The organism is Salegentibacter holothuriorum (assembly GCF_900168045.1).
GTDB classification, from domain to species: domain Bacteria; phylum Bacteroidota; class Bacteroidia; order Flavobacteriales; family Flavobacteriaceae; genus Salegentibacter; species Salegentibacter holothuriorum.
Map to the genome: position 1 here is coordinate 137,719 of NZ_FUYY01000005.1, position 25,249 is coordinate 162,967.

Sequence of the window (25,249 nt, forward strand, 5' to 3'; positions counted from 1 at the left end):
GTTGCTTACTCGATAATCGAGATTGAATGCTCCAATTCGAAGCATCTTCATGCCTTGAACTCAAAAAACAATTAATATCTCGTTGGTTTGCCGCGAGGTACTTTGGTATGCGAATTTTTAACTTTTTATGAAAGTGCTATGGTTTACTACTATTTAAAAAAGCTTTATTTGTAGTACTGGAAATAATAAGTATAGAAAACAACTAATTTTATAATTCCCGAGTAGATAAAATAATATGTTGCAGAAATTCAAACAATATTTAAAAAATAAGACATCTTTAAAGGAAACTGATATAAGTTATATTGGAGATTTTTTCAGGCTGAAAACCGCTAAAAGAAACGAGATATTAGTAAACCATACAGAGGTTTGTAATGACTTTTATTTTATCAACAAAGGAATGTTACGTATTTATACGCTTAACTCAGAAGGCCTGGAGACTTCACGTTTTTTTGCTTTTGAAGAAATGTTCTGTACCGCTTTACCAAGTTTTATAGATCAAAAACCTGCAGGCGAATATCTTCAAAGTCTGGAGAAATCGGAATTATTGGTGTGTAAACGTAATGATTTTTATAACCTAATCACAAAATTCCCTGAACTGGACCGGGTTTATCGTGAAATATTGGAACTTGGTTTTATTACTTCCCAAAAAAGGATATATGGTTTTCAGGGCTTTGATGCGCTAGAAAAAGTAAAATGGACTATAGAAAACCAACCCCGAATTCTCTTAAGAATTTCCAATAAAATGGCCGCTTCTTACCTTGGGATTTCGCCTTCTACCTTAAGCAGAGCTAAATCCAGGCTGTAAAATTTATTGACTTATGTCAACGTTCTTAAACATTTCTCTCTCTATTTTTGTAAAAAAAAATATTATGAAAATGAAAAGAATGCTTTTTGGCCTCAGTTTGATCCTGGTCACATCACTAAGTTTTGCTCAAAAAGATGCACATCAGTTATCTACGCATATTTTAGATATCTCTGAAGGTGCTCCGGCTGCAAATGTTTCTATTAAACTGGAAAAGAGAAATAATAAAACAGAATCCTGGGAATTTGTTTCCGAAAAGCTAACAGAAGAAAATGGCCGTGTAAATGATTTTCTTCCGGCAGGAAAGAATAATAATGGGATTTATAGATTCACCTTTTTTGTAAATGAATATTATAAAGAAAAGGGTAAAGAAACTTTCTATCCCTTTATAGAAGTTGTTTTTGAAATTAAAGATGAGAAACATTATCACGTACCAATTACACTTTCGGCCTTTGGTTATTCCACTTACCGTGGTAGTTAACAAAATGTTTATTTAGTCTTCGGCTGGGGATTTCTGCTGTAATTTACTTAATACTTTTTAGTATTTACCCTACAGTAATTATAAGCTAATCCCCAATGCCGATAGCTACTATTACTTCCTCTTTAGCATAATTTCAATGAAACAGCTTAGTAATTCTGTACTGTACCTTATGAGTATTTCAGCTGGTTTGGTGGTCGCGAACTTGTATTACAATCAGCCGCTGCTTCACCAAATAGCTGTTACTTTTTCTGTAAATGAGTCTGCAGTAAGTAATGTTGCGCTCTTTACTCAGTTAGGCTATGCGCTGGGATTATTAATAATTATTCCGCTTGGTGATAAAGTAACCAATAAGAAGATTTTACAATTTGACTTCTTTTTAATGATTCTGTCTTTAATTGCTGCTGCCGTTTCAAACTCCTTGCTGTTACTTATTATTAGTAGTTTTTTTATAGGTTTTACATCGGCTATTCCACAACTTTTTGTGCCTATGGCTGCAGAATTATCAGACGATAAAGGTCGTGGCCGTGCCATTGGTATCGTGATGAGTGGATTGCTTATTGGTATTTTAGGAAGCCGGGTGATTAGTGGATTGGTTGGAGAGCAATTTGGCTGGAGGGCTATGTATTATGCCGCAGCTGTATTAATGCTTGCACTCTTTATATTACTACAACTCAAATTACCTGGAATAAAGCCAAATTATAAAGGCAGTTATGCAGCTTTAATGAAGTCTCTTTGGTTTTATTTTAAAACCGAATCTTCCTTAAGATTAGCTGCACTTAGAGGTGCATTGGCATTTGCGGGCTTAAGTGCGTTTTGGACTACGCTGGTGTTTCTAATGGAAGACTCTTTTGGATATGGTAGTGGAGTTACCGGAGCTTTTGGTCTTTTTGGGATATTAGGTGCACTGGCAGCTACGGTAGTTGGTAAATTAAATGATAAAATCAATAAGAACAAGATCATTTTGTTTTCCATAATTTTACTCATTTTGTCCTGGGGTATTTTCTTGTTTTCCGCCACATCTTTAATCGGTTTAATTATTGGAGTTACGTTAGTAGATCTTGGTTTACAGGCTTTGCATATTACGAATCAAAATATCATTTTTTCTAAAAATCCTGAAGCCCGAAACCGTGTAAACACAATTTATATGGTGAGCTTTTTTATTGGTGGGGCTGTAGGTACAAGTCTGGGCGCTTTTGCCTGGGAGTATTATCACTGGACGGGTGTTTCAATTTTAGGAATAATTCTATCACTTGGCATTCTATTGGTATACTTAATGTATAAGCATAAAACGGTTTCTTTTTAGCTGCAGAGAAAAACTGAATTCAGAATCTTATTCTTGCCTCACAAGCAATTAGTAAATCGAAAATTATAGAAATTATGGAAAACTCTCAACATAAGTTTACAGAAAATGACATAGTGCATTTAAAGCATTGTCTTGTTTTAGCTGAAAAAGCTTTTAAGGCTGGAGACGAACCATTTGGTTCTATTTTGGTTAATGAAAATAATGAGGTAATCGCCACTGCACGAAATAGAGTGAATGAAATTAATGCACTTTCACACCCGGAAATAGAATTGGCCAATTGGGCGGCAGAAAACCTTTCAGAAAAGGATAGAAAAAATACGACAATGTATACCAGTGGCGAACATTGCCCTATGTGTGCGGCAGCCCATGCCTGGGTAGGATTGGGAGGAATTGTTTATCTAAGTTCGGCAGCACAATTAGGAACCTGGCTGGAAGATGGAAACGCCAAAGCGACACTTATTAATTTTATTCCTGTTGAGAAAATTATTAAAAATATTACGGTTAAAGGCCCATTTAAAGGCGAACTTCTTCAGGAAATTAAAGACTTACAAATAAAACATCACAAAAATAATTGAAATGAAAAATAAGATATTCAGTCTTGCACTTATAATCATAACTGCTGTAAGCTGTAACACTGCAAAAAAAACAAGTGAATCTACAGATGGTTCTACTTCGAGTTTAGCTGATAAGGAGTCTATTATCCAGGAAAAATGGACGCTAATAGAACTGGAAGGTCAGAAAATAACTAACAATAATAAAAATGCTATTTATTTCACCTTAAATCCAGATAGGAATAGCATAAATGGTTTTGCCGGGTGCAATACGTTTTTTGGGGATTATACTTTAGAGGAAAATAACCGTATTCGGTTTTCTAAATTAGCTACTACGCGTATGGCCTGTCCCGAAAATATGATTGATGAAAGCGAAATTTTGAAAGTCTTTGAGCTTGCTGATAATTATACGGTAAATGATAATCTCTTAATGCTTAATGTTGGAAGGCGAAGCCCTCTGGCTGTTTTTAAAAAATCTGAGCCAGAGGTTACAGGGAAGTATTGGAAACTTAAAACCCTGGAAGGCCGGGAAATTGAAATGAGCGAAAACCAGGAGAGAGAAGCTTATTTTATTCTGGATGTTAAGGATAATATGATTAAAGGATTTGCAGGTTGTAATACTTTTAATGGTACATATACTTTGGAAGATGGCAATCGTATTAATTTTTCTCAAATGGCTACTACTATGAAAGCCTGTGCTGATGTAGCGGTCAATGAATCTGAATTCTTAAAGGTTTTTGAATTGGCAAACAATTACACAATTCAGGATGATGTTTTAAGCTTAAATGTTGGAAGGCGTGCACCATTAGCCGTTTTTGAAGCGGTTTACTTTGATTAGAAAAAAAATAATTTTTACCTATTAATAAAGATCTAAATTAACGCTGGGAGGTTTATATATCTGGAAACTTAGATCACAATAAAATTTTAAAAAACTTACAATAAAATAATTATGAAAATAGCTAAAAGTATACTGTGCACCTTAATAGTATTAATAACTTATTCTATGTCTGGGCAGTATTTGGAAAAATCTTTAGACTTAAATCAATCAGGAGCTTTAAAGCTGGCAGAACAAGCAGGGCTTGAAGCTAAGAAATTGGACAAAAATGTATCTATTGCAATACTCAATTCATCGGGAACTACTTTGTTATTGCTGAAGGGAGATCAGGTAGGACCTCATAATACTGAAGCCTCGCGAAAAAAAGCTTATACCTCATTATCTACAAAAACTCCAAGTTTTGAATTAATGAGAAAAGCTGCTGAAAGTAGAGATGCTAAAAACTTAAATACAGTTGCTGAACTCTTATTATTAGGCGGTGGAGCACCTATTTGGAAAGATGGTGAGCTTGTAGGAGGTATTGGTATATCTGGCGGAGGTAGCGGTGAAAATGATCACAATATCGCGTTGGCAGCACTTAAAAATTTGGGATTTACAATAAAGTAAACTACTTCGGAGCAAGCTCACGAAGCATTAATATTGAAAAATATAATTTGATTTCGAGGCAAGCCTCGGAGCATTCAATCTCGATTATCGAGTAAATTAACTCCGGGCCGGCTCAAGAGGCATTATATAGATGAAATAATTTTGATTTTGAGGTATAAGTCGCTGAACATTTAAAACCCGGTTACCAAGTAACTAGATTTTAAAATCAAATATTATCATTCCAAATGCACTATTGGAAAATGTATTTGCTCTATACATTTTAAAAACTTAAGGATAATTATTCTTTACTTTAAGAGTATATTATATCTTTCAGAAAATGTTAGAAGCCGAAAATAGTTTTGAAATTTTTACTGAGGCGACAATTCGCCAGAACCTTTATGAAAATAAGGTCTTTAAAGTGGTTTCTCCATTTTTCCTATTGATTAAACATGGGGAAGTGAGTATAAACAATGAAGAAGATAAAATAGATTCCAAAACTATTTCGGTTTTTTCAAAAGAAGGGATTATTAATTTTACCGGTTTGAGCCCGGACTGTGAATGTATATTGATAAAATACGATCGTAGGTATATTCGCAGCATGACCTTAAAACTGGATCTTTTGGCCGCTTTTAAGCACGTATATGCCGATTCCCAACCCAGCTTTTTTCTTCCAACCAATGATTTTAACGATCTATGGTTCTTACTTAATTTTATCAAACAGCAAATAGCAGATTCCCAAAATTCAAACCTGGAGAATCATATTTTTCGGCATTTAAATTATTCATTTTTATATATGGCGATCGATAAAATGAACCACGCGGTCTCATTTAAGTCGGAACCCAGAACCCAGCAAGAAAAGTTAGTACTGAATTTTCTTAAAAATATTCAGGAGAAAGGTACCTCCAAATTAAAGGTAAGCGATTATGCCAGGATGCAAAATGTTACTACCAGGCATCTCTCCACTACCATAAAGGAAATTACCGGTATGTCTGCCCTTGAAATTATACACAGCTTACTTTACAGTCATGCAAAAAGGAATTTAACTGAAACTGATAAACCAATTTCAGAAATTGCCTTTGAACTTGGTTTTAATGATCCCTATACTTTTAGCCATTTTTTCAAAAAGCAAAATGGCCTGAGCCCTTCAGAATTCCGGAATAATTACCAGGGATAACCAGAATCGTACATTTTGACATCCTCTTCCTAAGTTTTACTATTTCAGCAGTTTAGCTTCAGTATACCTTTGTCTTATCAAAAAATAGATAGGCACATGAAACATTTACAAAAACTTAGTTTGCTCTTCTCGCTGTTATTTTGTTTGAATCATCAAACTAACATAGCACAAGAGCTGCAAGAAAAACAAATGACCGTCCAGGAACTGGCGGAAAAATTAGAGGAAAATAATATTCAATTGCAACTGGCCAATGCGCAGGTGGACGTTGCCGATGCCAGAATTGGCGATGTAAAAACGAATAGGCTACCCGATATTGGCGTAGATATGAGTGGTATGTACCTTAGTGATGTGAATATCTACGATAAACACTGGTCCAAAATTCAAAAAGTAGATATCCCTAATTTTGGGCATCAAATGAACATATCAGCAAACCAACTTATTTTTGCCGGTGGTCGTGTAAACAAAGCTGTAAAACTTGCTGAACTCAACAAAAATTTAAGTGAAAATCAGCGCGAAGATACCGAACAAGCTATAAAGCTTAATGCAACAGAATTGTATCTAAACCTATACAATCTTCAGAATCAAAAGAAAATTTTGCAAAGCAATATCTTGTTAGCTGAAGAACGTACAAAAAATGCTCGTTATTATTTTGAGCAGGATATGATTACCAAAAACGAGGTTTTACGGGCAGAGGTATTGGAAAGAAAATTAAAGCAAAGCATTATTGAAATTCAAAATGCTATTTTAATCACTAATAAAAACTTAAGCCTTTTTGCCGGATTGGATGAGAATATTTTGATTGTTCCCGATGTGAGCAACCTGGATCATACCATACGCCAGCAAGATGAATTATTTTTTAGACAACTGGCTTATCAAAACAATCCGCAGTTAGATGCCAGCAAAACACAATTAGCTATTGCCGAAAAGAATTTGGAATTAACCAAAACCGATAAAATGCCTGTGTTGGCGGCCTTTGCCGGGTATAATGCTACGCGACCTATGACTTCTACCACTCCGGCATTAGATTACTATTCCAATACGTACCAGGTTGGTCTCAATCTTTCATATAACATAGAATCGCTGTTTAAAAACAGAAAAAAGGCGGCTGTTGATAAAGCTTTGATAGATCAGGCAGAATTGGCAAAAGAAGCGGTAAGACAACAAATAGATGCACAGGTGAACCAGGCTTATAAGAACTATCGGCAGGCGGTAGCACAAAAATCTGTTAGCCTTGTAAATGAAGCCGCGGCAAATGAAAACTACCGAATTACCGAACTAAAATATAAAAATCAACTGGTGACTTTAATCGAAATAATAGATGCTTCCAACACAAAATTGCAGGCAGAATTGCAAACCCTGGATGACCAAACAAATATTATTTTGAATTATGTAAAGCTTCTTCGAGTTACCGGGCAACTATAAAACATTCAACTTTTAAAAAAATAGATCATGGCAAAAACAGATAAAAACACTAAGAAAAAAAACAAATTATATTTAACGCTTTTAAACGGGTTTGTATTTATAGTAACCCTACTGGCAATTTGGTTTATCTTTAAGAATTACCTTCACATCAATGACGATACATATGTAAACGATGCTCAGGTAAAGGCATATATTAACCCTATTAACTCTCGCGTACCCGGTTATATTGAAGAAATTCACTTTAAAGAACATCAAAAAGTAAAAAAGGGAGACACTTTAATAGTATTGGATAAAACAGAGTTTAAAAACGCCATAGCACAGGCCGAAGCAGGCTTAAGTCAGGCCGAAGCCGGTAAGGAAGCCACCAAATCTTCGGTAGCTCGAGTAGGCAGTGGGGAGAATACTGTTGAAGCCAATATGCTTGGTGTGAAGGCACAATTGGAAAATGCGCGGGCAGATCTTGCCAGATATAAAAATCTATTGGATAACGATGCCGTAACGCTTCAGCAATATCAGCAAATTGAAACCAAGGTAAAAACACTGGAATCCCAATATAATGCTTTACAAAAACAAAAAAATACAGCGCAGCTATCTACTTCTGAAACACAATCTCAGTTGGGCATAAGTGATGCTCAAATTGAAGCTGCAAAAGCCTCTCTAAACAGAGCTAAATTAAATTTACAATATTCGGTAATCACAGCTCCAGAAGATGGGGTTATGGGCAGAAGATCTATTACTAGAGGTCAATTTATACAGCCCGGGCAACAAATTGCAGCTTTGGTGCAGGAAGATTCTAAATGGATAGAAGCCAATCTACTGGAAACGCAAATTCCATTGATAAATGAGGGGGATATTGTTTATTTTACTATCGACGCCATGGGAGATACCGAATTTGAAGGCAAAGTTAATTCTATATCTGCCGCTACCGGATCAGAATATTCAGCTATTCCTGTAGATAATTCGGCAGGGAATTTTGTAAAAGTACAACAACGTATTCCGGTAAAAATTGAATTTACCAAAGAGAACGATCAGCAATTACTGGAAAAAGTTCGGGTTGGGATGAACGTGGTAATGACCTTAAATGAAGATAAGTAATGTATAATAAAGGCTTATTTGCAGATTGGGTTCCAAAACCACTTCAATTGCTGTTGATAATAATTTTCCTCCTACCTATTTTGGTGGTGAGTGGGATTTATACCGGTAACCTTAGTTATATGGTTGGCAGTCTGGGCACCCATAATGAATGGATTGTCTTTGCTAACTATGCCGGTGTGGTGGGAATGGGCGTTAGCCTACCAATTATATTTCGCTATAAATTGCGATTTCACACCAAATTTTTAATGGTAAGAACGCTGTTATTTCTAGCCATAGCTTCTTTTATGATAGGTACTACAGATAATAATCTCGTTATAGTATCTTCAGCTTTCTTTATTGGATTTCTAAAAATGTTTGCCCTTATAGAACTTATAATGCCGGTCATGTTTATTATAAGTCCTAAAGGAAACCGACCAAGGTTTTACTCCATTTTTTATCCTATGGCTATTATAGTACCTCAATTGGCAGGATATCTTATGACCATGCTCGGGTTTTCTACATCCTGGGAGAACGCCAATTTTGTAATGGCTATAATTATGTTGGTTCTGGCCCTATTAGCCCTGGTTTTTATGCATCATAAACGTTTTGATAAAAAGGTGCCACTATATTATATAGATTGGATGGGCATGTTTTTATTTACGGTAGTATTTTTAGCGATGGCCTTTTTTATTGCCTTTGCCAAACAGCAAAACTATTTTAGATCTGACGCGATTGTGCTAAGTATAATAATAATGATAGTAGGCATTATTTTATATCTAATAAATCAAGCTTTTACAAAAAGACCTTTTATAGATTTTAGAAGCTTAAAAAATTATAATGTTGTACACGGGATTATGATGTTACTCATGTTAGGATTTTTCCTGGCAGGTAGTTCTTTACAAAGCAAAATAACAATTGGAGTGCTGGGATTTAACTCGGTTATGGACAGTTCCTTCAACTTATGGATGATACCCGGTTTGGTTTTAGCAAGTGTTTATAGTTTAAAATGGTTGGGGAAAGATAAATCTCTGAAAATGTATATATTAACAGGGTTTTCTGCTTTTATATTTTACTATTTTTTTATGTATTTTATGGTTTCGGCCAACCTTAGTTATGAACAATTGATTATTCCCAATATACTACGTGGCTTTGGAATGGGAGTGTTATTTATAGGTGTTTGGTTATATGCTCTTGGAAACTTATCTGTAGATGCCACCCTGGGCGTAGCAGCAGTACTCATTATTGTTCGTACTATGATTGGTCCCGGGCTTTGGAGTGTTATTTTTGGCTATTTCGATGGAATTTGGAGTCTTGAAGCATTCACTAATATGGCGGGAAAAATGGATGTTGGTGCGTACTCAAAAGAGGTGGCAATGGGTTTATATCGAAATCTGAAAATTGATTCCCTACTAATTTCTACTAAAAGAATTTATGAGATTTTAGTTTTGCTGGGAGGAGGTATCCTGGTATATGTTTCCTTTCTTAATCTGGAAGGGTTAGATAAACGTAGAATTGTTTTGTTACGAAAACGCTTAAAAGGCCAAACAACAAAAGGATATAAACGTGAATTGGAAGAAAATGAAAATAATGAAATAAAAGAAGAAGCGACTGCAGCAAGTGCGGCTGCGCTTTAAGATGCCTGATTGGGGAGAAATCCCCATCTATTTCCCTGCTTTGGGCTTCGGTTTGGAGCAGGGTTTTTTTCAACAAAAAAGTTCTAACCTATTACAGGCTAGGGTGAAGAGAATAACTTGATGCGAAAGTATTGGTGAATTATAAGATTAAAAAAGACAAAATGAATAAAAATGAAATTTTAAAAGGATCAATAAAGACCGGAGTGATCAATGCAGTTATAAACGGCGGAATTCAATATTTTTTTCTGAAAGGCCATGGGTCTATTCCAGTTTCTGTAGATTCCATTACCAATACTAATGAAACTGTTTTGGGGACTGCCGTAGTGCTCGCAATTAGTATAGCCATTATACTTACCGTGGTTCAATATTTTATTATTAAAACACCAAAAGTTAAATTTTTCCCGACCGCTTTTTGGTTGACGTTAAAACACGCGTTTTTTACATTTGGGATTATAACTTCCCTGGCTGTATTATGGCAAAGGTATATGGGAACGGTAGAAGTTTCGCTTATAATAGCTTTAATAATTCTTGGTTTAATTGCTGGAATTGTTTCAGGAATTGTAAATTATCTTACCATAAAGAATTGTGTGATATCAGAAAAACAAACTGACCAATTAATTCAGTAATAACAATTATGAAAAATAAAATCCAAAATATTAAAACAAGTAACCATAAAACCTGGCAATCTGCAGCCATACTCGCATTATTTTTTTTCTTCAGCATAGAGCTTATGGCACAGGACAAACAACAATTTCTTTCAGCAAAAGAAAGTGAACCGGCTAATTTTGAATGGATGCAAGGATTTCCACCAGCCCCAGATAAGGTACTTCACACCTGGGATGGCTCTTTTTTTAAATTCCCGGCTATACGATGGAGCGTGGTACATATGCGTGAAATATTGCCCACTCAAAATGTATCCCGCGGTTTGGAAGCTTCAGAAGCGCTTCAATACAACCTAGACTCACATATTGATTCCCTCACTTTTATTCCGTGGAATTCTAAAAAACCTATGTCCTGGGAGGCTTCACTTTGGGAAAATTATACCGATGGAATGATTGTCTTACATAAAGGAAAGGTTGTCTATGAACGTTATTTTGCCGAGCTTACAGAAACTGATGTGCATGCGGTTATGTCCTTAACAAAATCTTTTACAGGAACATTGGCTTCAATTCTTGTAGCTGAAGGAACCCTGGACGATAAAAAATTAGCATCTTTCTACGTTCCGGAACTAAAAAAATCGGCTTATGGCGATGCCACCGTACGACAGGTAATGGACATGACCACTGCGCTTAAATACAGTGAAGATTACTCCAATCCTAAGGCAGATATTTGGGAGTTTTCCGCTGCCGGAAACCCGTTACCTAAGCCTAAAGATTATAAGGGGCCTGTAGGCTACTATGAATATCTTGAAACTGTAGAGAAGGAGGGGGAACACGGTGAAATTTTTGGCTATAAAACCATAAATGCAGATGCATTGGGCTGGATTATTTCAAGAGCAACAGGAAAATCTGTTAGCCAACTACTTTCAGAAAAAATATGGAGTAAAATAGGAATGGAACAGGATGCGTATTACCAGGTAGATAGTAAAGGAATTGCCTTTGCCGGTGGCGGCTTAAGTGCTGGACTACGGGATTTAGCGCGCTTTGGGGAACTAATTCGGAACAAAGGAAAATATAACGGGGAGCAAATTTTTCCACAAGCTGCTGTAGAAGATATTATGAAAGGCGGCAGTAAAGAAGCATTTGCGAAATCTAATCATCCTAATCTTAAAGGTTGGTCTTACCGCAATATGTGGTGGATGACCGAAAATGAGAATGCTGCTTTTGCCGCTCGTGGCGTTCACGGGCAAACCATTTATATAGACCCGGCAGCAGAAATGATAATTGTACGCCTGGCCTCGCATCCCATAGCCGGAAATGCCGCCAACGATGCAACTTCTCTGCCTGCTTATAAGGCCCTGGCAAATTATTTAAGTAATAAAAATTAAAAAATATAATTATGAATACATCAAAATTATTCGATTTAGAAGGAAAAACAGCCATTGTAACCGGTGGCGCAAACGGAATTGGTAAAGCGAGTTGTAAAATGCTTGCTGCTCACGGAGCTAAAGTGGTAGTTTCAGATTATGATCTGGAAGCTGCTAAAAAAACCGCCAAAGAAATTAATGATGAAGGAGGAAAAGCTATCGCCATAGATTGCGATGTGACCAAAGATGAGGCACTGGTAAGTTTGGTAGAAAAAACGATCGAGAAATTTAGTAGAATTCACATACTTGTAAATAACGTAGGCGGCGGTGGAGCCGGTAAAGAGAGTCCGTATGATATTGACGTGAAGCAGTTTAAAAAAGTATATGAAATGAACGTTTTTAGTATGTGGCGCCTTTGTCAACTGGTGGCACCACATATGAAAGAAGCTGGTTATGGTAGTATTATAAATATGTCTTCTATGGCTTCAATAAATAAAAGTCCGGCAATTAGTGCATACGCCTCCTCAAAAGCAGCAATTAACCACATGACGCGGAATCTTGCCTTTGATTATGGTCCCGATGAGATTCGGATTAATGCTATTGGTCCCGGAGCGGTTCGTACCCATGCACTAAGCACAGTTCTAACTCCTGAAATTGAAAAGAGAATGCTAGCGCATACCCCAATTAAGAGGTTGGGTGAACCAGAAGACATTGCGGGAGCGGTGTTGTATTTTGCAGCTCCTATTTCAAAATGGACCAGCGGGCAGGTCTTATTTGTTAATGGAGGTGGAGAACAAACTTTAGACTAAAATTTAGGAGAGATTATAGAAGTAGACTTGAACTACTTCTATAATCTTCTAAGTTTAGTAATTAACACTATGAAAAAGACGATGATAAAAAGTAGAAATATTATGGTAATTTGATTTTCTAGCCAAATGGAATAATAGAAATTCTTGTGTAAATATATTGATGAGCCGAATGCAAGTAGTATTAATAGAATGAAAATTTTATAAATATTTATTTGCATAATAATTCATTTAGAAAATCGTCTTACTCTAACTCCAAATCTTATACCTGTTTTTTTAATTGTTTACTGAAAATAATATTAATATCTTGTATTTCAGGTAATTATGTGTTTTTGTTCTGAATTTCAATTATTTTGAAGCGGGGTAAAATGTACCAGTTGGAGAGAAATAGGCCGGCTAAAAGCAATGGAAAACTTTTTTTGAACCAATGTTTATAGCTTTAAAATTAACAAACCCGCCGGTATAGAACTGGCGGGTTTGTTAGTTATTATAATATTTTAGGTTGTATTTATAAACTCAAAATTTTATTGAAATCTGGCAGATTAACTTTTGATTTTTCAACGCGGTCAAACTCATTTGTTGCCGGGTTGTATCTATAGTCTTTTGCCCAATCATTTTTATTTTCAATAATTTTCTTTAGTGCATCTACAATATATAGCACCTCCTTATTGGTCATTATTGGATGAAGGGAAATACGTACCCATCCGGGTTTATCTTCCATATTTTTAATAGCTATTCCCTGGCTAATCCTTGTGGAGTAATCCTTATCTATCTTAAATAAATAATGCGCATAAGTACTGGCACAAGACCAACCACCGCGAACCTGGATTCCAAATCTATCGTTGAGTAAGCGAACAATTAAGTTGTAATGAAAGTCTTGAACATTAAAAGAGACACATCCAATTTGTTCGTTTTCTGGATTACCTAAAACATTTATTTCGGGAATTGTAGAAATTTTATCGTAAAAAAGCTGTAAAAGTTCTTCTTCCCGAAGTTTCATTTGTTTAGGGTTCATTTTTTCTTTTAATCTTATAGCTAATGCTGCGCGCATTACTTGTAAAATTCCGGGAGTGCCACCGTCTTCCCGAACTTCAATATCTGAGGAATAAGCATACTTACCCCAGGGATTGGTCCATTTTACATTACCGCCTCCGGGATTATCCGGAATAGCATTTTTCTGTAGATTTTCATTGTAAATTAGCACTCCGCAAGCGCCTGGGCCTCCAAGAAATTTATGAGGAGAAAAGAATATAGCATCTAATTTTTCTTCTTCTGTCTCAGGGTTCATATTCATATTTACATATGGTGCTGAAGCCGCAAAATCTACGAAACAATAACCCTTATGTTGATGCATGATTTTTGCCAATTCGTAATAAGGCGAAATCAAGCCGGTAACATTAGAGCAGGCCGTAAAAGAACCTATTTTTAATTTTCGATTTTCGTATTTCTTTAATTCATTCTCTAAAATTTCAGGATCAATAAGATTATCCTTTCCGGGAGGTAAAATAACAACCTCGGCGTTAGTTTCGTACCAGCATACCTGATTGGAGTGATGCTCCATGTGGCTAATAAAAACTACGGGACGATCTTCTTCTGCATTAGAGGTTAATGGTTTATCTAAAGAAATAATACGTTGTAACTTCCTTAGCGCTCCGGTCATTCCGGTTCCAGTGGTGACCAGTATATCTTCATTATTCGCATTTACATGCGTTTTTATAATTTTACGAGCTTCCTGATAAAGATAAGTTGTGTTTTTTCCGCTTTCGCTGGAGAAAGAGTGGGTATTGGCCATCATTGGGCCCACTTTACTACAAATAATATCTTCAATAGGTTGATATAGGCGTCCACTCGCAATCCAATCGGCATAAAGCAGCTCCTGCTTGCCATAATCTGTATAAAAGCTGCATGATGTGCCTATGGTGTTTTCTCGAAACTCTTTGAATTCCTGTTCCAGTTTGCTGTTTTTAATTTCGCTTACTGTTGCTTCCATATTGAACTATTTTTCTTGAAATTTTTTAACTCCTTTTTTAAGCCAGTTTTTATATTCTTCAATATCTGGCGTGTATCCCACGGGATCAAGCAAGTTACGCTCTTCTAAATCCATTAGCACATAAAAAGGTTGCGCATTTGCCTTATATCTTAAAGTTTGAAATTCACTCCATTTCTGTCCTATATATTTTAGTTCTTTTCCGGTTATTTCAGAAGTTATACTTTCGTCTTCCGGTAATTTTCGTTTGTCATCTACATAAAGGGAAATGAGTACAATGTCATTTTTAAGAATTTGTAATATTGCTGGATCACTCCATACACGTTCTTCCATTTTTCTGCAATTTACACAAGCGTGTCCTGTGAAATCTATCATTACCGGTTTATTTACTTCTTTAGCATAAGCCAATCCTTTTTCATAATCGGTAAAAGCAAGAATATCGTGTGGTCCTAAATGAGCGCCATCAGGAAAATCATTTTCTGAATTTGCTGTGCCGCCACTGCCTAATTTAGTGTATCCAACGCCGTATGGCGATTCGCTATAATTCATAGCCGGTGGAAATCCGCTGATTAATTGTAGTGGTGCTCCCCATAAACCGGGAATCATGTAAATGGTAAAAGCCATTACAACCAAACCTAAGCTAAGTCTTCCTACTGAAATGTGATCTAGTGGAGAGTCATGTGGTAATTTGATTTTCCCAAAAAGGTAAAAAGCCATAGCTCCAAAAATAGTGATCCAGATTGCTAGAAAAGTTTCACGTTCCAACCAATGTAATTGTAAAACCAGATCGGCATTGGAAAGAAATTTAAAAGCTAGAGCAAGTTCCAGGAATCCCAGTACCACTTTTACCGTATTAAGCCAGCCACCAGATTTTGGTAGCGAATTTAGCCAACCTGGAAAAGCAGCAAATAATGCAAATGGTAATGCAAGGGCAAGAGAGAAACCAAACATACCAACAAAAGGAGCAATTCCACCCTTAGAGGCAGCTTCTACCAATAGCGTTCCTACAATTGGACCGGTGCATGAAAATGAGACTATAGCCAGGGCTAATCCCATAAAGAAAATTCCTATTAAACCTCCTTTATCGGCTTGTTTGTCTACTTTATTGGCCCAGGAATTTGGTAGCATAATTTCAAAAGCTCCCAAAAACGAAATCGCAAATATGACTAAAATGATAAAAAAGATGACGTTAAACCAGACGTTCGTAGATAGTGCATTTAAGGCACTTGCTCCAAAAATCCAGGTAACAATCCCACCTAAGAAAAGATAAATTACAATAATGGAAATTCCATAAATAATAGCATTTTTTATTCCCTTGGCCCTAGTTTTACTTTGTTTGGTAAAAAAGCTTACCGTCATGGGAATCATTGGGAAAACGCAGGGAGTAAGCAAAGCTGCAAAACCCGAAAAGAAGGCAATAATAAAAATGGTCCATAAACCCTTTTTTTCCTGTTTTCTGGTATCAGCAATAGCTGTTTCTGAGGTTGTTTCACCTTCAGAAACCTGGTTTTCTTGTTTTTTTATTTCTTCGCTAGTAGAACTACCGGTAGCGGCAATACTGGAAGAAAGATCAAAGTTTAGGTCTATGTAAGTAGGAGGGAGGCAGCGTTCATCGTCACATACCATAAAGGCTACTTCCCCCTTAATACTTTTTAATTCTTCTTGAGTTAATTTGATTCTTTGCCTAAACTCAGCTTGGTTTTCAAAAAAGGTGATTACCATATTAAAGACGGGATCATTTATTGTTCGACCTTCGTCTTCCTGGGTTTCTCCTATTAGCTCATAACCTTCTCCCTGCTCATAACTAAAGCTTGTTGGGATTGGGCCATTTTCTGGAACTTTCTGAGAATAAAGATGCCAGCCCGGTTCTATTTGAGCTTTGGTGACTAATTCAAACTCTGTCTGCGAGATTTTCTCTACGCTTGTAGACCATTTAACGGGGTCATATATTTGGGCATCTACATTAGCTGATACGAGCAGAATGAGAAATAGTAAGAATTTTACACCTCTTTTGAAAAACCTGTTGCTAAGTTTAAAAATCATAGTTTGTTTTATTCTTTAATAGAGCCAGATTTGATGGTTATAAACTGTCCCGGCTTGATATATTTTTTAATTGCTGAGTTTACCTCTTTAAGACTTAATTTTTCAATTTCCTTAGGATATGTAGCAATATAAGATGGGTCTTTACCTTCCTGTAAATATTGCAAGATTGTATTTGCCATCCCACCAGTTGTAGAAAGTGAAACCTTAAAGGATCCAATTATATTTGTTTTTTTATTCTGAAGTTCTTCACGGGTAATACCTTCTTCAATCCAGTTATTAATTTCCCTGAAGCTAGATGCTTCTCCTTTTTCAATTAAATCTGGGTTAAAAGAAGCATTAACTAACCAGTAGCCATCTGTAAAAGTGTTGCCAGCCTGGTTGGCATAAATACCATAAGTTAGTCCTTCTTTATCTCTTACCTCTTGCATAAGTCGGCCAGCAAAACCACCTCCTAAAGCGTAGGTGCCTACTTTCATCGCTAAATAATCAGGATCATTTTTAGTAAGTCCGGTGTATTGTGCAATAACCAGGCTGGCACTTGGTTTTTCTGGTACCTGAATGGTTTTTGAAACTTCCTTTTTACTTTTTGTAGATTTTGAAGGATAAGTTAAGGAAGTTGCTTTTTTTGTAGATGCAGGGAAGTTCTTTTTTAAAGCATTTACGATTTCAGTTTCATTAACATCTCCAACTATCACGGTTTGAATGGGTGCGTTTAGATATTGTGATTTATGAAAGGCCTTAACATCTTTTAGTGTTATGCTTTCTATCTCTTCGATTTGTTCTTCAATAGATTTAGCATAGTTTGGATGGTCTTCCGGGTAAATAGTTTGGGCTAATTCAATTTGAGCCAGGGTAGAAGGATCGTCTAAACGATTCTTTAAGTTCCCAACATATTGTTTCTTAATTAGCTCCAGTTCCTCCTCTTCAAATGCCGGGTTAAATAAAGCCTCAGTAAGTAATTGGATAACCGAATTTGCATTGTCGTTAAGTGTTTTAAAATAGAATCCTGTTTTAAAATCTCCCGAATAGAAACTTAAATTTGTTCCCATTTTCTCAAGTGCTTCAGAGAACTCATATTTATCCTTTGTTGAAGTTCCTTTAGATAGCATTGCAGCAGTAATGGAAGCAAGGTTGCTTTTTTTAGCTACAGATTCTCCGGCATTAAAACTTCCGGTTACGGTAATAAAATCGTCTACCGCTGTGTTTACGGTAACTAAATCTATCCCTGAAACTTGTTGCCTTTTATATTTAAAAGGATTATCCTTTTTAAGCGGAGTAAAGTTTAAGTTTGTAGCTGCTGTTTGTTCTTTTCGGACAGTATTTAGGTTTCTATAGTAAAGCTCGTTATTGCTACTTTCCTGAAAAGCTTCAGCTTGAGCTTCTTGTTGCTCGTTATTCCCTGTTTTATTTTTTGGAATAAAGAAACCGGTAGTACTTTGATCTATATTCAGGTATTTTTTGGCGACTCTTTGCACATCGTCGGCTGTAACCTGTTTTAGTTTTTCAATTCTGTTAATATAATCGGTCCAATCTCCTACTGCAATTGCTTCATTTAATGCTCCTGCAATAGCAAAAGAGCCATCTCTACTCATTTTGTTACTTGCCACAGTTGCCGATACCACTCTATTTATGTCTTCTTTGGCCACACCTTTGGCTTTAATAGTATCTACAAGAGCAAGGAGTTCTTCTTTGGCTTCGTGATGTTCAAAATCTGGAGCTAATCCAAGTCCGATAGACATTAAATTATGGTCCTTAAAATTACTAAGTTGGCTATAAGCGTATAGTGCTTTGCCATTATCTGTGAATTTTTTATTTAGAATAGAAGAAGCACCATTGCTAAGAATCATATTTAATACACCTAAGGTCGCATGATCTTTATGCATTCTTCCAGGAACCTTAAAAGCGGTCATTACAACGCCAGTTTGCCCTGGTTTCTTAACGGTTATTTGTCTGGGTCCAGTTTGCTCTGGCTCTTCAGTATATGGCTGCGGAAAATCTTTTGGTGCTTTAGATATTTTACTAAAGTATTTATCAACTAATTCAAATACTTCTTCTTTTTCAAAATCGCCAATAATAGAAAGCGTTGCGTTATTTGGCCAATAATAGGTATCGTAAAATTCCCTTAATTTTTCGTTTGGTGCATTTTCAATATCAGATTTCCAACCAATGGTAGAATGATGGTAGGGGTGCGCCATGAAAGCTGTAGCCCATATTTCTTTAGAAAGGATGCTATTGGGATTATTTTCTCCCTGCTCAAATTCATTTCTTACTACGGTCATTTCCGCTTCCTTGTCTTCAGGAAGTAGTAAAGCATTTCGCATACGGTCAGCTTCCACCTCTAAGGCAAGTTCAAGATAATCACTTGGAATGGTTTCGTAATAATTAGTCCTGTCATTCCATGTTGTTGCATTAAGGTTGGCCCCAATATTTTGTAAAACATTGGTAACCGTGGTAGTTTCTGGGTTATATTTTGGGGTGCCTTTAAACATTAAGTGTTCTAATAAGTGTGTAGAACCGGTATTTCCAGGAACTTCATGCTTAGAGCCAACGTGGTAAGTAATTTGAACTGTTACTACTGGAGCAGCTTGATCCTGGTATAATAAAACCTGTAGATCGTTAGGTTTATAATTGTATTCCTCTATGCCTCCAAGAGACTTTAAGTGTTGGAATTTGTTCTCTTGCGCATAGCTTGTAAAGAAGCTAAAGAGCATAACGTAAGTACAAATTCTTAAAAAAAAACATTGCTTCATATTTTTTAAATTTTAGGGGTGAATAAGGAAATATTTAACTCCGGGTGAAATAAAAAGATCTTGGTTAACTTATTTCTAAACCCGGATTACAGCCCTATGAGACCGTAAAGCCTAAAAACCATTGTGAAGTAAATGTTAATATATTGTTAAAATGAAAAATGACCTACTAAAGTAGAGAGGAGGTTTGTTCGTTTTTATTTTTGTAACGAATTGATCGTGAAGTGTTTATTTTCAATGTGCTATCTGTTCTTTTTATTTTTTTCTTTAAAAAATTAAAACAAAAAAATTAAGTTAACTTGTTAAGGGGAATAGCGGATAAGCTTTATTAGGGATAAAAAAAATTATTTAATATCTCTTGGCGGGCTCACGAGGTGGTTTACTTTATATTTGTCTTTCTTTTGAGATGAACATTACTTTTAAATTTAGCGTAAACCTTTATGCTGAACTAAATGTTTTAATGTAGATCTTAAATTTGAAGAGCTTTTAGGATAATTATAAAGAAGAAAGGATCTTCTTTAAATTCGTCTCTTATTTTTTGATAAGCAATACGCATTTGAGACTCTACAGATTTAACTGATAGTTCGAGTTTTTCAGCAATTTCTTTGTATTTGTACCCTTGTTGCTTTAACTCTAAAACTTGTTTGCATCGGGAGGGAAGTTTTTCAATAACTTCTCTCAGTTTTTTAATTTTTCTTTCTTGTAATTCTTCATCTATAAAGATTTCTTCTCGTAAAGCCTCTTCTTTTAGCCGCTGTGATAATTTTTCCTGTTTTTTATTGGCACGTTGCATTTGAAGAAAAGAATTATATGCAGTTTTGTATAAATAACTCTTAAGCGAAGTATTAATATCTAATTTTTCCCTTTTTTGCCATATAACGATAAATGTGGACTGAACAATCTCCTGCGCGGTATCCCAATCCTGGGTATAAGATTTAATATAAGCGCAAAGAGGCTGGTAGTGTTTCTCGAACAAGCTTCCGTAAGCATGTTTGTCACCATCTTTAAGTGCTTGTGAGAAATCTGTATTGTTCATTTATATCGTTAAAATTTAGGGCAAGATATGTATATTAAAAAATAATTAAAAAAAAGTTAAGGGTAAATAAAATAAAAATCATCATAGGTGTGGATATGGAAAAGATCATAATAAAATATTTAAATAAAGAAGCTTCTGAATTAGAGATTCAGGAGCTTGATAGTTGGTTGGAAGATGAAGCGAACCAGAAAACATATAAATCTTTTGTAAAGACCCAATATCTAATAGATCGCAATTTTGTTCCCAAAGAACAGAAGGCTCCTATAGTTATGGGAGGTGCTAAAAGGCAGGAGCGTAATAAAAAGAACTTTTTCTTTTTAAAGTATGCCGCTGTATTTGCAGCCTTTATTTTAGGTGGGATTTTTGCCTATTATAATATTACAAATCAAAATAATTTTAGAGAATCTAATCAAATTACTCTAGAATTAGAAGATGGTACTTTGGAAGTTATGGAAGGGAACGAAGAGAATTTTTCTTTAAGACAATCCATAATTCTTAATAAAGAGGAACGCAAACTGGTTTATAAGGAGAATACGGTAAGTTCCAATAAGGAACTACAGTATAATACACTAAGAGTTCCTTTTGGGAAAACTTTTGAAGTAAAGTTAACCGATGGTTCAGAAATAATTCTAAATGCCGGGACTGAATTAAAATATCCAATAGCATTTTTTGATGAAGGCAATAGGGAGGTGTTTTTGAAGGGAGAGGCTTATTTTAAAGTTGCCCATGATAACTCCAGGCCTTTTATAGTCTCTACCAATCAAATGAAGGTGGAGGTTTTAGGAACAGAGTTTAATGTTACGGCATACGAAAATGATGAAAAAACCAAAGCTTTACTAGTTTCGGGAAAGGTTTTAGCTACTCCAAAATCAGAAAAAGATTCGGTGATATTAAGTCCTAATCAACTAGCGGAGATTAGCGGAGAAGAAATTGAGGTTTCTATTGTGAAACCAGAAAAATACCTGGCCTGGATAGATGGCAACATTATTTTTATAAACGATTCTTTTGAAGTTATAAAAAACAAATTGGAAAGGAAGTTTAATGTAACTATAGAGAATAAGTATCTAGCTCTTAACGATATGAAAATTAGTGCGAGTTTTGAGACTGAAAATATAGATCAGGTTCTACAAACTTTTCAGAAATACAAAGCTTTCAATTATAAGAGGATTAAAAACAAGATTATAATAACCAAACCTTAAATAGTGCATGAGAGTAATCTAATAAAAAAGGGATGCGCCAACATCCCCTCTAAAAACGATTTAACTAACCTAGAAATTGACTAACTAAATCTTATCAAAATTATGAAAAAACCATTTAATTTAAAGGGATTTCCTCATTTATTGCTGAAACCCGACTTAAAGATGAAGCTCACCTATTTTCTATTTATTTTCTGTTTCCTTCAAATCAAAGCTGGTACTTATGCTCAAGATGTGAATGTAGATATTCACGTTCGTAATGCTAATATGCTAGAAGTGTTTAACGTGATTGAAAATCAAACCAATTTCAGGTTTTTTTACAACCAGGAAGAACTAAACCCTGCAAGAAGGCTCACGTTAGATGTGAAAGAAGAAAAACTAAGTGCTGTATTAAAGTACTTGTTTAACGGTACGAGTAATTCTTATCAAGTTTTTGAAAATCAAATTATAATTTCCAAAGCACTATCGGAAATTGAGGATACCGTAACAAAAGCCCAGGAATTTATTGTAACCGGTAAAGTTACTGATGAAGCTGGTAAGCCGCTATATGGCGTAGCTGTTATTGAAAAGGCTTCAAACATGGGGACTGCCACTAATGAAAACGGTGAGTACCGATTAAAAGTGCAGGACACAGAGCAAACATTAATATTTTCTTATTTGGGCTTTCAAAAGACGGAAGTAGCACTTAAAGGAAGAACGAATATAGATATACAATTAAAACCAGATTTAGGCGAATTAAGTCAGGTGGTGTTAATTGGTTATGGAAAACAAAAGAGAAGTTCTGTTTCTGGTGCTGTTTCTTCCATTGGTTCGGGAGATATAGAGAATACCTCTACCGGTACTATAGGCTTTGATCGTGCACTTGGTGGTTTGGCTAAGGGAGTACAGGTTTCTCAAAATACAGGTCGTCCCGGTGCACCTATTCGTTTAAATATTAGAGGTTATACTTCTCCATTATCTGGAAGCTTAAATCAACCTTTATATGTTATAGATGGTGTTCCTTTTAATATAGATGCTTTGCCCGGTACTTTTAATGGAGGTACCAGTAATCCATTATTGGCTATTAGTCCAGATAATATTGAAAGTATAGATATTTTAAAAGATGCTGCGGCCACTGCTATTTATGGTTCCAGGGGAGCAAATGGGGTGGTAATTGTGAAAACAAAATCGGGCGAAAATAACCAAAAGGCAAGGATTAACTTTAGTTATAATACTACCATTGCTAAGCCTATAAATACTTTAAACTCTTTAAATTCATCTCAGTATAGAAATTTTTACGATCAACTTATTTCTAATAGTGTTGAAGCCGTGAACCAGGGGCGTGTACCATTTTTCTATGGTTTTGATCTGGCTAATTTAGCCGATGTTCCTTTTGATCCAACTACCGGTGGTTTTTCTTATAACGGACTTTTAGATTCCCAATTCGGAGATTCTGATATTGATTATAATGATGAGGTCTATAGAGAATTTGCAATCACGAACCAATCAAATTTTGGGATTAGTGGAGGTAGTGAAAATACTAATTACACCTTCGGAATCTCTGGTAGTGACCAGGAAGGATTAGTAATAAATGATGAATTTAAACTTTATAATACGCGGGCAGCGGTTAATACCGATATTACTGATAGAATTACTACCGGGGTATCTTTAAACCTTGGGTATAATAAATCAGAATCTGGAGAGGGCGCACAAGATGGTCAATACAATGTGAATACAGCGAATATTGTAGCGCGACCAGATGTTCCATATCGCGGGGAAGATGGCAATCTTATTCCTTTACCAGATTTTCAATATGGTTTTCCAACCTTTGAACCAAGTCCGGTAGCTAGGTTGCAGCATAAAAATAATTCTGAGAATTATAATTTTATAGGAAATGGATATTTAGAAGTAGAAGCTTTAAAAAACCTTAACCTGAAAGCTGAAATAAACGCAGCATTATTCGATAGGGATAATTCTATTTTTACTCCCGGTTCGGCTCAAACCAATTTCGGATTTCCTAATTCTTCTTACTTAACAACGTCAAAAAGCAGGTCTACTAACCTTACTACAAATTTAACGGCTAATTATACGTTTTCTTTAAAGGATCATAATTTTGATCTTCTTGGTGGATATGCATGGGATAGAACACAGATAAGTTCAGATAGCTATTTCTTCCTTGGGTTTCCCGATGAAGATATTTTAGTGAATCCCGGTTCGGCAGAACAAGTTTTAGGTTATAACAACTCTGAATCAGAAAACGGAATCAACTCTTTTTTTAGCAGGTTAAGTTATGATTACCTGGATAGGTATACCGCGACCTTAAACTTTAGAACTGATGCTTCTTCAAAATTTGGTCCTGAGAACCAAAGAGGATATTTCCCTTCTATTTCTGCGGCCTGGAATATTTCAAATGAAGCTTTCTTAAATGAAAGTAAGCTGGTTAACAATCTTAAATTAAGAGCAAGTCTTGGAAAAGTAGGTTCCGCAAATATTTCAAATTTTGCCTACTTACAGTTTTTCTCAACAACCTCAAGTGATTTATACGGTGGTAGCACCGCGATTATAGCTTCTAATACCCTTCCCAACAGAAATGTAGGCTGGGAGACCACAAAAGAAATTAATTTAGGTTTAGATTTTGATCTTTTAGATTATCGCTTACGCGGAAGTGTAGACGTTTATAAAAGAGAAACAGAAGGAGCTTTGGCACCCACACCTATACCTTATGAACTAGGCCCATCTACTTATGTTTCAAATTTAATGGATGTTTCTAACGAAGGAATGGAAATTTCTTTGGGAGGTGATATTATTAAAACCAATGATTTTACCTGGAGTTTAGATGCCAACTGGGCGTATAATCGCAATGTTTTGGAAAAATTAAATGGCGCAAACATCAATCAGTTTAATTTAGATTACTATATAGAGGGTGAACCTGTAGGAACCATTAAAGGTTACGAGGTGGCTAAAATTTTAGAAACTCAGGAAGAAGTAGACGAGCTTAATGCTAATTCACCTTCTGGCCTTTATGATAGAGCGTCTCTTGGAGTAGGTGATTATATGTTTAAAGATAATAATGGTGATGGAGAAATAACTACCGAAGACAGGGTGCAAATTGGATCTATAGAGCCAGATTTCTTTGGAGGTTTTAATACTAAATTCAGTTTTAAAAATATAAGTCTTTCTTCTTATTTTCAATATTCAGTAGGTGCAGAGTCTGTTTGGAGTGCTATAACCACGCAACCTTCTAATTACCTTGGGCCAAATAAATTAACCGAGTATGCTTTAAATACCTGGAGTCCTGACAATACAGATGCCAGATTTGCAAAGGCTATTTATACTGATCCTTCCAGAAATGCAAGATTAAACGATCGTTTTGTGTATGATTCTTCTTACTTACGGTTGAAGTATCTGCAGTTAGCCTATAATTTTGATCAGAGTTTCCTTGACGCACTTAATGTACAGAAGTTTTCGATTTTTGTTTCGGGATCTAATTTGTTCACGGTAAGCGACTGGCCAGGAATTGATCCTGAAAGTTTTTCAGAAAGAGGAACTATTACAGATGGAGCCAATAATGAGGATCCTTATCCACTTGCCAAATCTTATTCACTGGGAGTTCAACTACAATTTTAAA

The 25,249-nt window shown here is 35.7% G+C and carries 19 protein-coding genes; 15 read left to right on the forward strand and 4 right to left on the reverse strand.

What is annotated here, in order from left to right; all coding sequences use genetic code 11:
• Positions 1–235 precede the first annotated feature (235 nt).
• The 13 genes from B5X51_RS12380 to B5X51_RS12440 all read left to right on the forward strand — a co-directional run bounded on the left by B5X51_RS12380 (position 236) and on the right by B5X51_RS12440 (position 12,636).
• The gene (locus B5X51_RS12380) at positions 236–805 is read left to right on the forward strand and encodes a Crp/Fnr family transcriptional regulator (RefSeq protein ID WP_079721504.1); all 570 of its coding nucleotides are present in this window, start codon (positions 236–238) and stop codon (positions 803–805) included.
• A gap of 70 nt (positions 806–875) precedes the next feature.
• Entirely contained in the window at positions 876–1,283 is a 408-nt protein-coding gene (gene uraH, locus B5X51_RS12385) for a hydroxyisourate hydrolase (RefSeq protein ID WP_079721561.1), read from the forward strand.
• 136 nt (positions 1,284–1,419) lie between these two features.
• Entirely contained in the window at positions 1,420–2,586 is a 1,167-nt protein-coding gene (locus B5X51_RS12390; protein ID WP_079721505.1) for an MFS transporter, read from the forward strand.
• Between the two features lie 74 nt (positions 2,587–2,660).
• Positions 2,661–3,161, forward strand: coding sequence for a nucleoside deaminase (locus tag B5X51_RS12395; protein ID WP_079721506.1), 501 nt, complete (start codon positions 2,661–2,663; stop codon positions 3,159–3,161).
• Position 3,162: 1 nt separating this feature from the next.
• Complete coding sequence (locus B5X51_RS12400; protein WP_079721507.1) at positions 3,163–3,975, forward strand: META domain-containing protein; 813 nt, start codon at positions 3,163–3,165, stop codon at positions 3,973–3,975.
• Between the two features lie 111 nt (positions 3,976–4,086).
• The gene (locus tag B5X51_RS12405; protein ID WP_079721508.1) at positions 4,087–4,578 is read left to right on the forward strand and encodes a GlcG/HbpS family heme-binding protein; all 492 of its coding nucleotides are present in this window, start codon (positions 4,087–4,089) and stop codon (positions 4,576–4,578) included.
• A 316-nt stretch (positions 4,579–4,894) separates the two neighbouring features.
• Positions 4,895–5,731 (forward strand): helix-turn-helix domain-containing protein, encoded by an 837-nt coding sequence (locus B5X51_RS12410; RefSeq protein WP_079721509.1) that lies wholly within the window; start codon positions 4,895–4,897, stop codon positions 5,729–5,731.
• Between the two features lie 96 nt (positions 5,732–5,827).
• Positions 5,828–7,153: a TolC family protein gene (locus tag B5X51_RS12415; RefSeq protein ID WP_079721510.1), complete on the forward strand. Its 1,326-nt coding sequence runs from the start codon at positions 5,828–5,830 to the stop codon at positions 7,151–7,153.
• Positions 7,154–7,180: 27 nt separating this feature from the next.
• Positions 7,181–8,248 (forward strand): HlyD family secretion protein, encoded by a 1,068-nt coding sequence (locus tag B5X51_RS12420; RefSeq protein ID WP_079721511.1) that lies wholly within the window; start codon positions 7,181–7,183, stop codon positions 8,246–8,248.
• A complete protein-coding gene (locus tag B5X51_RS12425; protein ID WP_079721512.1) occupies positions 8,248–9,861 on the forward strand; it encodes an efflux MFS transporter permease in 1,614 nt (537 codons plus the stop codon). Before B5X51_RS12420 ends, B5X51_RS12425 begins: the two co-directional genes overlap by 1 nt.
• A 161-nt stretch (positions 9,862–10,022) precedes the next feature.
• A complete protein-coding gene (locus B5X51_RS12430; protein ID WP_079721513.1) occupies positions 10,023–10,487 on the forward strand; it encodes a hypothetical protein in 465 nt (154 codons plus the stop codon).
• Between the two features lie 8 nt (positions 10,488–10,495).
• Positions 10,496–11,848 carry a serine hydrolase domain-containing protein gene (locus B5X51_RS12435; protein WP_245828750.1) on the forward strand — a complete coding sequence of 451 codons (1,353 nt, stop codon included), beginning with the start codon at positions 10,496–10,498 and terminating at the stop codon, positions 11,846–11,848.
• 11 nt (positions 11,849–11,859) lie between these two features.
• The gene (locus tag B5X51_RS12440; RefSeq protein ID WP_079721514.1) at positions 11,860–12,636 is read left to right on the forward strand and encodes a glucose 1-dehydrogenase; all 777 of its coding nucleotides are present in this window, start codon (positions 11,860–11,862) and stop codon (positions 12,634–12,636) included.
• Positions 12,637–13,141: 505 nt separating this feature from the next.
• On the opposite strand, the gene B5X51_RS12445 is transcribed toward B5X51_RS12440, so the two are convergent.
• The 4 genes from B5X51_RS12445 to B5X51_RS12460 all read right to left on the reverse strand — a co-directional run bounded on the left by B5X51_RS12445 (position 13,142) and on the right by B5X51_RS12460 (position 20,446).
• The gene (locus B5X51_RS12445; RefSeq protein WP_079721515.1) at positions 13,142–14,623 is read right to left on the reverse strand and encodes an aminotransferase class V-fold PLP-dependent enzyme; all 1,482 of its coding nucleotides are present in this window, start codon (positions 14,621–14,623) and stop codon (positions 13,142–13,144) included.
• A gap of 6 nt (positions 14,624–14,629) precedes the next feature.
• Positions 14,630–16,663 carry a protein-disulfide reductase DsbD family protein gene (locus B5X51_RS12450; protein WP_079721516.1) on the reverse strand — a complete coding sequence of 678 codons (2,034 nt, stop codon included), beginning with the start codon at positions 16,661–16,663 and terminating at the stop codon, positions 14,630–14,632.
• A gap of 8 nt (positions 16,664–16,671) precedes the next feature.
• The gene (locus tag B5X51_RS12455) at positions 16,672–19,413 is read right to left on the reverse strand and encodes a M16 family metallopeptidase (protein WP_079721517.1); all 2,742 of its coding nucleotides are present in this window, start codon (positions 19,411–19,413) and stop codon (positions 16,672–16,674) included.
• A 466-nt stretch (positions 19,414–19,879) separates the two neighbouring features.
• Positions 19,880–20,446 (reverse strand): RNA polymerase sigma factor, encoded by a 567-nt coding sequence (locus tag B5X51_RS12460; RefSeq protein WP_079721518.1) that lies wholly within the window; start codon positions 20,444–20,446, stop codon positions 19,880–19,882.
• A 95-nt stretch (positions 20,447–20,541) separates the two neighbouring features.
• Here B5X51_RS12460 and B5X51_RS12465 point away from each other — a divergent pair, with 95 nt between their 5' ends.
• Both B5X51_RS12465 and B5X51_RS12470 read left to right on the forward strand, forming a co-directional pair.
• The gene (locus tag B5X51_RS12465) at positions 20,542–21,645 is read left to right on the forward strand and encodes a FecR family protein (RefSeq protein WP_079721519.1); all 1,104 of its coding nucleotides are present in this window, start codon (positions 20,542–20,544) and stop codon (positions 21,643–21,645) included.
• 102 nt (positions 21,646–21,747) lie between these two features.
• Positions 21,748–25,248 carry a TonB-dependent receptor gene (locus B5X51_RS12470; RefSeq protein WP_079721520.1) on the forward strand — a complete coding sequence of 1,167 codons (3,501 nt, stop codon included), beginning with the start codon at positions 21,748–21,750 and terminating at the stop codon, positions 25,246–25,248.
• The last annotated feature ends 1 nt before the right edge of the window (position 25,249 follow it).